Origin of the sequence: Psychrobacter sp. FME5 (assembly GCF_014861375.1) — a bacterium.
GTDB lineage: Bacteria > Pseudomonadota > Gammaproteobacteria > Pseudomonadales > Moraxellaceae > Psychrobacter.
On record NZ_RRYX01000014.1, the window covers coordinates 1 to 12,582 of the forward strand.

Below are 12,582 nucleotides of genomic sequence, written 5' to 3' on the forward strand. Positions count from 1 at the left end.
ATGATAAGCTTAAAGCCAGCTATGAGGCTGCCGTAATTCTCGCTTGTGTCTTTATCTGGCTGCCGCTGATTTGAATTCTATACAGCCCCTAGTGTTTAATGGTTTTCTTTGGCATGGTTAAGGGTATATTTAGGAATCTCGATGGTTAAATCGTCTTCATCAAGCATTACCTGACAAGATAGGCGTGAGTCAGGCTCTAATCCCCAAGCGCGATCCAATAAATCTGCTTCGATATCGTCCATCTCTTCTAGGCTATTGAAACCCTTACGTACTACCACATGGCAAGTAGTACAAGCCTTTGACATCTCACAAGCATGTTCAATTTTGATGCCTTTTTCTAGCAGCGCTTTACAAAGGTTCTCACCAGACTCTAGCTCAACTTCGGTGCCTTCAGGGCAAATTTCGTGATGGGGTAGTACGGTAATCTTTGGCATAAATATTTTATCCGATGCTAATCAATTTAAAAAATGAAAAATCAGCTTAGTAAAGGTGCTAAGCGGTAATTTTAACGTATTTGTTACCAGTCTTGGGCGCTAGTACCTGCCATGCTGGTTTTGACGCTTTGATTCATAATACGAGCGGCAAAAGCATCACTATGGGGTTTAAGCTTGGCTTGCTGTGCTTCGATAAGCGCTAAGTCATCAGTGCTGAGTACGGTTTGTAGCGCTTGTATTTGCTCTGCTAATGCTTGCTGCTCTTCAGGCGATATTAATGAGGCAAACTCTTTAAGGGCAGACTGTAGTGCCAATACTTCGCGCTCAGCCTCTACTTTGGTCTCGATTAAAGAGCGTGCATTTTTATCTTCTTCTGCATGCTTGAATCCTGCCACCAGTAATTGTTCTTTTTGCTCATCTGATAAACCATAAGCAGGTACAATTTCAATTTTGCTTTCTGTCTTGGTGGTGGTCTCTTGAGCACTGACGGTAAGCTGCCCATTAGCATCAATACTAAAAGTCACTTCAATGCGCGCAAATCCAGCCTTCATTGGCGGGATGCCATATAGCTCAAAACGCCCAAGTGAACGGCAGTTTTCCACGGTTTCGCGCTCGCCCTGTACTACATGAATCACCATACCTGTTTGACCATCTTGATAGGTCGTAAATACTTGGCGTTTTTTGACAGGGATTGGAGTGTTGCGTGGGATAAGCACTTCAACCAGACCGCCCATCGTTTCAAGACCTAGCGATAGTGGTGTTACATCTAATAATAGTAGATTGTTGTCACTGTCGCCATTGATCAATTGATGCGCCGTTTGAGCAGCGCCTAAAGCGACTACTTCATCTGGATTAAGACGACAAAGTGGTTCTTTGCCAAAAAAGTCTGTCACGACTTGCTGTACAGCAGGCATGCGTGTAGAGCCACCAACCAAAATGACTTCATCTAGCTCTTCAGCAGATAGTTTGGCGTCACGTAGCACTTGTTCGCATACGCTTAGCGTACGGCGGCTAACTGGTTCTGCGATAGCCAGTAAATCTTTGCGGTGTAATACACCTTGAAAAGATTGCTCATTGACAGTGATGTTGATAGCAACTTGCTCAGCATCAGTCAATGCTTGTTTATAAGCTTTGGCTTGTTGCGCAAGTATCGATTTGTCATGACGACTCACGTCTTTAGGGTCGATGTTTAATTGTTTGATAAGCCAGTTGGTCATAAGACGGTCTATATCATCACCACCCAATGCACTGTTACCGCCGGTCGCCAATACTTCAAAGACGCCATCAGTCAGCTTTAAAATAGACACATCAAAGGTACCGCCACCCAAATCATAGATTAAATAATAGCTTTCTAACTCATTGCTTTGTGTTGTCTGGTCGAGACCGTAGGCAACGGCAGCAGCAGTGGGCTCATTCAAGAGACGTAAAACATTGATACCTGCCGCTTGCGCCGCATCTTTTGTCGCTTGACGTTGAGCTTCATCAAAATAGGCTGGAACGGTAATGACCGCGCCTTCGATGCTATCTGCAGGCAATGCACTTGCAGCACGTTGCTCAAGCGCTGCTAATATACGTGCTGAGACTTCGACCGGAGAAACATCCCCTTGGCTGGTCACGAATGCTGGCATATCGTCTTTGTTGCCACTCAACTCATAAGGGTGAGAGAACTTAATATCCGCTTGACTACGGCCCATAAACCGCTTAGCCGAGACGATCGTATTTTTTGGATCATCCGCTAAATGGGCTAGGGCATCATAGCCAACAAGAGGCTTGCCTGTACTGGGGTAATAAACAACAGAAGGGAGTAAGGTATCTGTACTTGTGCCTGCTTCTAAGACCTGCGCTTTGCCTGAACGTACCACTGCCACTAATGAGCGTGTGGTACCAAGATCGATTCCCAGACCAAAATGATGCTGGTGAGGTTGAGCGCTTTGATTGGGTTCGGCAATTTGCAATAAAGACATAAGATAACTCAGAGATAAAATGAATAAGTGAAATGGAGCAAATACAACATACGCACTACCGCAGCTATCTTACTATAGAAACAGAAAAGCCGATCGGTTAAGAGTGCTTAAAATAAAATATTAAACGTATAAATCATCGTCATCTGAATGTTCAGTAGTAGCCACTTCATCAAGTCCTGTGGTTACGTCAGCATTCAATTTTACTAAAAACTTGAGTTTTTGGGTCGCATCGATCGCTGTTTGCCAGTCTTGATTTTGGTAGGCACTACTAAAGCGTTGAGACTGTTTAGCCAGACGTTCAGTAATCTGTGGATGTAGCTGTTGTAAGGTTGAACGATTTTTATCGTCAATGGCTTCATCTAAATCAATCCGCATCTGCATCGCATCTTCTAAAAAATCTAAGTCTGCGATAGAGTGCTCCACATTCTGTGCTTGGCCTGCCATATCTAATAGGTAGCTTGCCCGGCTATCGGGGGCGCTTAATGCTTGATACGCTTGGTTGATTAGCGCAGAAGCTTGCTCAGATTGCTGTTTCGCTTGTGCAGCATCTGTGCCGTTTTTGACGACATTGTCAGGGTGATAACGTTTTTGTAGCAGACGTAAATGTTGGTCGAGGTTGTCTTGATTGACTTCAAATTGTACAGGCTGCTCAAATAGGGCAAAGAAGTTATCAAACTGTGCTTCTTGAGTAATATTTGTCATGTCATGCGCCTTACTTTTTTATTTGTTTTTTAAGTTTTTCAGACTAAGGACTTGTTTACGACTGGGTTCATTATACCGTTGTAGCTGTAATAGTTCATCGCTTGAGCTTAAATTACCAGCTAAGCTTAAACACAAAGTACGAAAGCCCTAGACTGTAAAGGACTCACCGCAACCACATTCACCCTTTTGATTGGGGTTAGTGAACTTAAAACCTTCGTTTAAACCTTCTTTTTCATAGTCCATTAGTAGCCCGTCTAAATATACTAGGCTTTTAGGATCAATAAAGATACTAACATCGCGGCTTTCATAGCGCGTGTCATTTTCGTCAGGCGTATCGACGAACTCTAAAACATAGGCTAAGCCTGAACAGCCAGCCGTACGAATGCCCACTCGAATGCCTTCACCTTTGCCGCGGTTGTCCAAAAAATCTCGAACATGCTGGGCGGCGCGTTCTGTCATTTCAATCATGCCAACTCCCATTGATTATCAATAATAGAGGTATTAACTTAATTAAGAAGCCATTAATAAAAAAAATATGTATTATAAAATGGTGCCGAGATAGATTCTATCTAAACTGACAATATAAAGTAAAAGGTGACAATTGCATAAGCGTCATTGTCACCTTTTTAGCGTCAGTCGCTTTCAGTAATTCGTTAACACTGTACTACCATAAAGATATAGCGCACAGGCTAAACGATTTAGCTGGTAGCTTCTTCTGTAACAGCGTCAGCTGCTGCACTATGCTTACCTTTATAGTCGCTGATAGCGGCTTTAATGGCATCTTCTGCTAGTACAGAGCAATGCACTTTTACTGGTGGCAATGCCAATTCTTCAGCGATATCGTTGTTCTTGATTTCGCCAGCTTGATCCAAGCTCTTGCCTTTAAGCCACTCGGTAACGAGCGAGCTTGATGCAATTGCTGAACCGCAGCCATAAGTCTTAAAGCGTGCATCTTCGATAACACCGTTGTCATCGACTTGGATTTGTAGACGCATCACGTCGCCACAAGCTGGGGCACCAACCATACCAGTACCGATATTTTTGGCGTTTTTATCAAAATTACCAACGTTGCGTGGGTTTTCGTAATGATCAATAACTTGGTCACTATAGGCCATGAGGTTTTCTCCTAGTTAGATGATGAGCAATAACTGATTAGTTTGAAGTGTTATTTGCTCATCGATAATTGGGGTCAAACACGTAATTTAATTGTCTGATCAATCGTTTGATGGCTACATTTAATAGCCATGTTTATATTCTCAATAATTTTAGTGCTCAGCCCATTCGACTGAGTTTAAATCAACACCTTCTTGGTACATATCCCAAAGTGGTGATAGCGCGCGTAATTTATCAACGGCTTCATGCATTTGCTTAATAACAGTTTCGATATCTTCTTCAGTGGTATAGCGACCGAAGCTGAAACGTATCGAGCTGTGTGCCAATTCATCTGGGCGACCAATAGCACGTAGTACATAGGATGGTTCAAGTGTCGCTGACGTACAGGCCGAACCTGATGAGACAGCTAAGTCTTTTAGCGACATCATTAATGACTCGCCTTCGACAAAGTTAAAGCTGATATTTACGATATTAGGTACACTGTTCTCTAAATCACCGTTAAGGTAGATCTCTTCGATATCTTGTAGACCGTCCCACAGTTTTTGACGTAGTTTCGCTGCGTGAGCATGGTCTTCTTGGTAACGCTCATTGGCTAAGGCAAATGCGGCACCAATACCAACGATTTGATGGGTTGGCAAGGTACCAGAACGCATACCACGCTCATGACCACCACCGTGTTGTTCGGCTTTCAAACGAATACGAGGCTTACGGCGAACAAATAGCGCACCGATACCTTTAGGACCGTATGCTTTGTGACCTGAAAAACTCATTAAGTCGATTTTCATCTCTTCGAGATTAATCAGCACTTTACCTACAGACTGTGCGCCATCGACATGGAAAACCACACCGGCTTCACGAGTGATATCGCCAATAGCAGCCACATCAGTAATCGTACCAAGTTCGTTGTTTACCATCATCAGTGAGACTAAGATAGTGTCTTCACGCAAAGCATCTTTAACTTGTTCTGGTAAAATCAAACCAGTGCTTGGCTGTGGCTCAAGATAAGTAATGTCAAAACCTTCTTGCTCAAGCTCACGGCAAGTATCTAATACTGCTTTGTGTTCAATTTTACTGGTAATGATGTGTTTGCCACGAGACTGATAGAAATGAGCTGCGCCTTTAATGGCTAAGTTATCAGACTCTGTTGCACCAGAAGTGAAGACGATTTCGCGTGGATCAGCGTGGATCACTTCAGCCACTTGCTGACGCGCTGTTTCTACCGCTTCTTCTGCTTGCCAGCCATAGCCGTGCGAGCGCGAGGCTGGATTACCAAAGATGCCATCTACAGTCAGATACTCGCTCATTTTAGCAGCTACTGACTTTGCAACTGGCGTGGTGGCGGCATAATCTAAGTATATAAGGTTGTTATGTTGGCTCATGCTGGGTTTGCCTCGCTGTTCGATAGGGTAATAGTATTGATATCTTTTATAGAAATACTTTTAGTGGGTGTGTGCTGACGTTCTGAGACTAATTGCACATTTTCCATGTCTAGTAATTGCGCTAATGTTATATTTTTCAAGTACTGTTCGATATGATTGGACAATGCACACCATAAATCATGGGTTAGACACATTGTACCACCTTGACAGTCACCGCGTCCTTCGCACTGCATTGCATCAACTGATTCGTCGACAGCAGAGATGATGCTCATGACATCTATCTCGTGCAATGGTTTTGCGAGGTGATAGCCACCTGCTGCACCGCGAATACTAGTAACGAGACCACGTTTACGTAGTTTAGAGAATAGTTGCTCCAGATACGAGATAGAAATCGATTGCCGTTTGGCAATATCAGATAATGATACTGCACTGTCTTGTTGACTGGTTTGTAGTGCCAAATCCAATAATGCAGTAACGGCGTATCTGCCTCGGGTAGTCAAACGCATGTGTTATCTCCAAACTTTTATGTTTTTTATATTTAACAACGATCTTAACGAGAGGGTATCTGTAGGCACTATTGAAATAACATGAGAGTGGCCTATCAGAGTATCTACATATCTACCGCTAAATTGTGTTCTATCGTCATTAAACAACAGATGGTGCACCCGATGTGTGTAACGATTAATCCAATTATACTTAATCCCGAGTAATTTAGTCAAGATTAAAATGTGGTTGAATGGTTAATGCAGCTTATAACTGTGATTGATAAAAACAATGTGATCAATAGTGTTAATAATAAGGGCAATAAAAGAGGGGGCAGTGCGAGAGGAATGTTGATGTTTAGAGCAATTGGCATATGAGTATAAAAGCCGAACAAAGCGTTTAATATCTTATTACAGGCATTAAGCGCTCAATTCATCAAACAATATAATAGTTGCAGTTAAATGTATTTTTAGTATTGCCGAACTCGGCATTGCCTAAACTAATTCATTAATAATGTGATGATTGATCCAACCATAACAACGAGCGCGACCACCGTCACGATCATGAATGTTTTTTGCTTGCTTTGTAATTCTTTAACCGTGGTTTCAAGTTCGCGGTTTTTGATGGTCAAGGTATTGATTTGAGTTTGTTGTTCTTTAATGCGTAGCTTATAGCTTTCCTTCTTATCTGCCATTTCAGCTTCTGTAGGTTTGGATTTGCCTTTGCCACCTTTTATCTTTTTAATCAAGCCTTGGATTAAGCTACCAAGACCGAGTTGCATAATAAACTGCTTGACTAGCTGTACCTGAACGGACTCCCCACGCATCTGTAGCTTTTCCGTGGTTTCGCTATCGTGAGTGGTAATCGCGTTGATTACTTGAAGACTATAAGCATTGATGACGACGTCAGGCTCGCTACGCCCGATGGGTAAATTGGAATCGAGCAACACACCTTTGGTACTAAAAGTGGCGAAAACCTCTACATGTGGTAAATATAAGCGCAGAGCCACGACAGTACCTTGCTTGGCAAGTGGATAAGCGGCTTTACGTAGCTCGGGGTCTAGACGTAACAGTAGGGTCAGCGCCGACTCGATGAACACCAGAATAATATTGAAAAAAGAGTGAGACAACGTAGAACGCTTCATGTAAGTAATCCGTTTTTTATTTGGCAAATCAGAGGCAAAAGACAAACAAGAGTCGAAACCCATCCAAGATGTGCAGTGATATTTTGCTTATATTAACGTCTTTATAATAAAAAGTAACGCTAGTTTCTATTAATTCGCTACCAGTGGGTAAATTATTACCTTACAATTCGGCAGTCGATAAAGACACTGGTATTAATGACTGGTAATGTATTAATATTGCCTGGCAACGGCTGAAAACCATAAATCGACACAGTTCGGCTACGTAAGCCGAACTCATAGTAAGCTAAAGTGATGAGTAGTTAGAACCGTTGCAGATGTTTTGCGTAACATTGAGTGTCAAATACGTAGTACAGTACACAAAAATATGTAAAATCGCTTGCGCTCCCTATGCTGCCTTGATATAAAGACGATAACAAAGTGAAACTCGTTAATATGTGGGTCAGGTAGTTTTTATTGCTTAAGTGCTATGAGAGCGTTACAATACTTGGCGTGAGCATTTATTATCCCCTTAAACTTGAAGGAAATTTTATGAATAAGTCAGAATTAATTGATAGCATCGCAGACAAAAGTGGTCTAAATAAAACCCAAGCTGGTGATGCATTGAATGCTGTTATGGAAAGTGTTGGTGAAGCGTTAGAAGCTGGTGATAGTATCTCATTGGTTGGCTTTGGTACTTTTAGCGTAAAAGACCGTAAAGCCCGTACAGGCCGTAACCCTAAGACTGGTGAAGAGCTTAGTATTCCAGCAAGCAAAGTACCAAGCTTCAAAGCTGGCAAAAACTTAAAAGAGCGCTTAAACTAAGAAAGTTTATTTCTATTATAGATAAGCGCTATATAATGAACGTGATATACGAATAAAAATAGCGTTTGTTAGCAGTAAAATAATAGACAGTCGCTCATAGCGTAGTTCACAATAGAAGCGATAAAAAAGCACCTAATATTTAGGTGCTTTTTTAGTGCTATAGTTTGCATCATATAACGTGAATATTTTGAGTCTGCATTAAAAATCACGTATCATAGGGCGCGCGATAGACGCATTGTCAAAATCAGGTTGCTGCAACACAACCTATATAACATGTACATGTTCTTACTCTTACCATTGCCTGCTTAGATAGCATCGATATTAATAATAGTATTACAATGGTTTTTCATCAATATAGGTTAATAAAGTAGAGATAACTATGGATAAATTGCGCGATTTTTTAAAAAGCTGGCCAGGTCGCATTTTATTGATTTTATGCCTATCGCCACTCGCTCTATTGGGTGTCGAAAGCTATTTTGGCGGTGGCGTTGATCCCAACCAAGTTGCTCAGGTGGGTGATGCAAGTATTGGGCTGTCAGAGTATCAGACTGCCGTGAATAACCGTCGTACCGAAATATTAGAGCAGGTTGATGATGCCAGTCTATTAAATGAAGATGTACTGCATGAGCAAGTATTAAAAGGGCTCATTGATCGTACCTTATTAGAGCAGCAAGCGGGCAAGCTTGGTATGACCGTTTCTGATGACACGATTAATCGTCTGCTGCGTCAAGAAGAGATATTTAAAGATGCAGAAGGCAACTTCTCTAACGATCAGTTTTCGAACTTTTTACGTCAGCGCAATATGACAAAAGATCAGCTGTTTGCTGAATTTCGTAATCAATTAAGTCTCGACCAGCTCAATGCCAGTATCGTTGGTACCGCTATTTATCCGATGCAAGCGGTCAGTCAATTAATCGATCTACAGCTTGAGTCGCGCAACATCTGGCTACATCGCTTTAATTGGCAAGACTATCAAGACAAAGTGAAATTGAGCAAAAATGACATGCAAGCGTATTATGATAGTAATAAAGAAACGCTAAAAAGTGCAGCAATGGTCGATTTGGCTTATCTGCAACTGAGTCCGCAAACCATTGAGGTGAGCGACGTTACTAAAGAAGATTTACAGCAGCAATATGAAGCATATAAGCAAGGTCTTGCGATCACTGACGAGCGTAAAGTTAGCCAAATCCTATTAACTGGTGATAACGCTAAGGCTCGCGCTGATAAAGTGAAAGCGCGCCTAGATAAAGGTGAATCATTTGCCAAGCTTGCTAAAGCAGAGTCTGATGATCCATCAGGAGAAACGGGCGGCGATATCGGTCGCTTTAACGCGGCAGTATTTGGTAATGACGCCACTGCTGTTGAAAAGGCCCTAGAGGGTCTAAATGTTGGTGATGTCACGGCACCTATTAAGACCAGCTTTGGCTATCAAATATTTACGGTCACCGAAGACAATGGTAGCAAAACGCCAAGCCTAGAAAGCATGCGTGACGAGTTGACAGTTAAAGCAAAAGAATATAAGCGTCAGGAAATATATGCCGATAAAGTGACGTCGATTAATGACTTGGCCGCAGATGGTTTTAGTATCGAAGATATTGCTCAGCAAGAGAACGTGACGCTCAAGCATATCAAAGATTACCGTAAAGAAAACAACCAATCGGTACTGTCTCAACCAGCAGTAATCAAGCAAGCGTTTGATGAATTTACGATTCAAGATCAAGCAGTAACTGCAGGTATAAAAGTTGGGAATGGTACGGTATGGGTACAGCCGAGTAATTATCGACCGACTAAAGTATTAACCTTATCAGCGGCTACACCGATAATCACTCAAGTATTACGTCAACAAAAAGCCACGGCGTTGGCGCTAAAAGATGCTCAAGCAGTTGCTGCTGGGATTAAAACCACTGCTGATATCAGTAAGCAACCAGTCAGCTTTCAAGCTTTGGGTGATGTGAACCGTCAGACCACAGTATTGACAGAAAAAGAGCGTGGGCTAGCGTTCAGTAAGCAAGCGGCTGAAAATGCTGTCGTGGCCGTTGCTAGCGAATCTGAGATGGGTGCGACGGTATTGGTGGGCGATCGTATTAAGACGGAGCAGCAATCACCATTGTCTGATATGCAAAGAGCACAAACCGCGACCATTATTCGTGATAACTTAGGTCAAGACCAGCTACAAGATTATTTAGATTATCTACGTTTGGTGTATAAAGTTGAGATTAATGACTCTAATATGGCCAGTGCGCAGGGACGTTAAGCGTTTGGCTGGTCTTTAAACTTAAACAGCCATAAATATTTGATATGAAAAAGCCACTGTAACTATAGTTACAGTGGCTTTTTTCAATACTTAGATTAACACATGAAGTGCTGTTTAGAGCATATCAATGACGGAAATGACGCATGCCAGTGAATACCATGGCGATACCATGCTCATTTGCCGCAGCGATGGTCTCATCATCACGCATAGAGCCGCCTGGCTGAATGATAGCAGCGATACCTACTTCAGCTGCATTATCAATGCCATCACGGAACGGGAAGAAAGCATCAGATGCCATTACCGCGCCTTCAGTGGCAAGTCCTGCATGCTCAGCCTTGATAGCAGCGATACGGGCTGAGTTAATACGGCTCATTTGACCCGCACCCACACCGATAGTGCGCTGACCTTTGGCATAAACGATGGCGTTGGATTTGACGTATTTTGCCACATTCCAGCTAAACAGTAGGTCAGCAATTTGTGCTTCAGTCGGCTGCACGTCAGTGACAATTTTTAGATCATCTGCTGTAATTAGACCAAGATCTTGTTCTTGAACAAGCAAACCACCGTTGACACGTTTATAGTCAAGCTGGCCATCGCGCTGATCTGGTGTTGGTAACTCACCGCATACCAATACGCGGACATTTTTCTTTGACGCAGTCGCTTCAAGAACACCGTCTTCAATGCTAGGGGCAATAATAACTTCTACAAACTGATTGTCGATAATGGCTTTAGCAGCCACCAACGTCAAGGGGCGGTTAAAGGCAATGATGCCACCAAAAGAAGACTCAGGGTCAGTGCTAAAGGCAGTGCGATAAGCGGCTACTTGATCGTTATCCACTGCAACGCCGCAAGGGTTGGCGTGCTTAACGATAACGCAGGCAGGCGTACTAAAGGCTTTAACGCATTCAAGCGCTGCATCAGTATCGGCAATATTATTGTACGATAACGCTTTACCTTGCAACTGCTTAGCGGTCGCAATAGAGGCTTGTTGGCTTTTTAACGGCTGATTTTCAGTATAAAAAGCGGCGTTTTGATGCGGGTTTTCGCCATAACGTAGGTCTTGAACTTTTTCAAGCTGAACATTAAATGTACGCGAAAAATTCTCAGGTTCTTGATTTTCATTAACACGGCTGCCTAAGAAATTGGCAATCATACCGTCGTATTGGGCAGTATGTTCAAATGCCTTGACCGCTAAGTCGTAGCGTAGGGCCGTTGTCAACTCAGTGCCATCCCCTAAGGCTGCAAGTATGCGCTGATAATCTGCTGGATCGGTAACGATACCTACGTGAGCATGGTTTTTTGCCGCCGAACGCACCATCGTAGGACCGCCAATATCGATGTTTTCGATGGCATCATTCATGGTAACGTCGCTACGAGCAATGGTTTGAGCAAAAGGATATAGATTTACTACAACCAAATCAATACGCTCAATCGCGTGCTCATTCATCACTGCATCATCGGTACCACGGCGGCCTAAGATACCACCATGAATTTTCGGATGCAGCGTTTTAACACGGCCATCCATCATTTCAGGAAAGCCAGTGTAATCTGACACTTCGGTCACATCGACATTGTTTTCTGTGAGTAGCCGATAAGTACCGCCAGTAGACAATAAGCCAAAACCTGCTTTAATGAGGCCTTGAGCAAATTCAACGATATTAGATTTATCGGAAACTGATAATAGAGCAAGTGGGGTTGTACTCATAAAAAAACTTCCATAAAAAAAGCCTGACATTGATGTCTGGCAAGGTGATAGCGACAATCATTGCAGACATGGTCACCATGGATAAAGTCACGATAGATAAGGTCATGAATAATGAATGGCCATGCATAAGAATTGTCAGTGAAAATAGGTAGACTCATATAGCCGGTGCTACATTAAATCATAAGTTTTGAGTTTTTTGCGTAAGGTGCCGCGATTGAGACCTAAAATTTGCGCACATTTGGTTTGATTGCCCCGAGTTTTTTCAAGGACGACGGATAGCAGGGGTTCTTCGACTTGTCTTAAGATAAGCTCGTATAGGTCGGTGGGCATCTCATCGCCTAGCATCGAAAAATACTGGCGTACCACACGCTCAACATGTACCCGCAGAGGCTCTTGCGCATGACTATTATGGTTGTCTGGAGCGTACTCAACATCTTGAGTGGGGTGAAGGCAGTTTTCTTTAGTATAGTCGGCAGGATGCTCAGAGCTTTTGGCAAAATGATTGGCATTATGCTGTACATGAGGTGCCATAAGATAATGTCCTTTGGGTTAGAAAGAGTCAAACCGTAAGATGTTAAGGCATTATATCAAATTAACATCGTC

General features: G+C 42.7%; 12 protein-coding genes. 2 read left to right on the top strand and 10 right to left on the bottom strand.

The window, feature by feature from the left end:
- Positions 1-95: 95 nt before the first annotated feature.
- The 8 genes from fdx to EI161_RS03645 form a co-directional block, all read right to left on the bottom strand.
- Positions 96-434, bottom strand: coding sequence for an ISC system 2Fe-2S type ferredoxin (gene fdx, locus EI161_RS03610; RefSeq protein ID WP_192522487.1), 339 nt, complete (start codon positions 432-434; stop codon positions 96-98).
- Positions 435-517: 83 nt separating this feature from the next.
- Complete coding sequence (hscA, locus tag EI161_RS03615; protein WP_192529006.1) at positions 518-2,398, bottom strand: Fe-S protein assembly chaperone HscA; 1,881 nt, start codon at positions 2,396-2,398, stop codon at positions 518-520.
- A 120-nt stretch (positions 2,399-2,518) separates the two neighbouring features.
- Entirely contained in the window at positions 2,519-3,100 is a 582-nt protein-coding gene (gene hscB / locus EI161_RS03620) for a Fe-S protein assembly co-chaperone HscB (RefSeq protein WP_192522489.1), read from the bottom strand.
- A gap of 147 nt (positions 3,101-3,247) precedes the next feature.
- Positions 3,248-3,568: an iron-sulfur cluster assembly protein IscA gene (iscA, locus tag EI161_RS03625; protein ID WP_025653020.1), complete on the bottom strand. Its 321-nt coding sequence runs from the start codon at positions 3,566-3,568 to the stop codon at positions 3,248-3,250.
- A gap of 230 nt (positions 3,569-3,798) precedes the next feature.
- Positions 3,799-4,215, bottom strand: coding sequence for a Fe-S cluster assembly scaffold IscU (gene iscU / locus EI161_RS03630; protein WP_192529007.1), 417 nt, complete (start codon positions 4,213-4,215; stop codon positions 3,799-3,801).
- A gap of 150 nt (positions 4,216-4,365) precedes the next feature.
- Entirely contained in the window at positions 4,366-5,592 is a 1,227-nt protein-coding gene (locus EI161_RS03635) for an IscS subfamily cysteine desulfurase (RefSeq protein WP_192522491.1), read from the bottom strand.
- The gene (locus EI161_RS03640) at positions 5,589-6,098 is read right to left on the bottom strand and encodes an Rrf2 family transcriptional regulator (protein ID WP_192522492.1); all 510 of its coding nucleotides are present in this window, start codon (positions 6,096-6,098) and stop codon (positions 5,589-5,591) included. The genes EI161_RS03635 and EI161_RS03640 overlap by 4 nt, the downstream gene beginning before the upstream one ends.
- 476 nt (positions 6,099-6,574) lie before the next feature.
- Positions 6,575-7,219: a hypothetical protein gene (locus EI161_RS03645; protein ID WP_192529008.1), complete on the bottom strand. Its 645-nt coding sequence runs from the start codon at positions 7,217-7,219 to the stop codon at positions 6,575-6,577.
- A 528-nt stretch (positions 7,220-7,747) separates the two neighbouring features.
- Between EI161_RS03645 and EI161_RS03650 the strand changes: the two genes are divergently transcribed.
- A complete protein-coding gene (locus EI161_RS03650) occupies positions 7,748-8,020 on the top strand; it encodes an HU family DNA-binding protein (RefSeq protein ID WP_045445077.1) in 273 nt (90 codons plus the stop codon).
- 379 nt (positions 8,021-8,399) lie between these two features.
- Positions 8,400-10,274, top strand: coding sequence for a SurA N-terminal domain-containing protein (locus EI161_RS03655; RefSeq protein WP_192529009.1), 1,875 nt, complete (start codon positions 8,400-8,402; stop codon positions 10,272-10,274).
- A gap of 124 nt (positions 10,275-10,398) precedes the next feature.
- Here the strand turns inward: EI161_RS03655 and purH are convergent, their stop codons facing one another.
- On the bottom strand, positions 10,399-11,979 hold the full coding sequence (purH, locus tag EI161_RS03660) for a bifunctional phosphoribosylaminoimidazolecarboxamide formyltransferase/IMP cyclohydrolase (protein WP_192529010.1): 1,581 nt from the start codon (positions 11,977-11,979) through the stop codon (positions 10,399-10,401).
- Between the two features lie 168 nt (positions 11,980-12,147).
- Positions 12,148-12,510 (bottom strand): DNA-binding transcriptional regulator Fis, encoded by a 363-nt coding sequence (gene fis, locus EI161_RS14940; RefSeq protein WP_192522496.1) that lies wholly within the window; start codon positions 12,508-12,510, stop codon positions 12,148-12,150.
- Between the last annotated feature and the right edge of the window lie 72 nt (positions 12,511-12,582).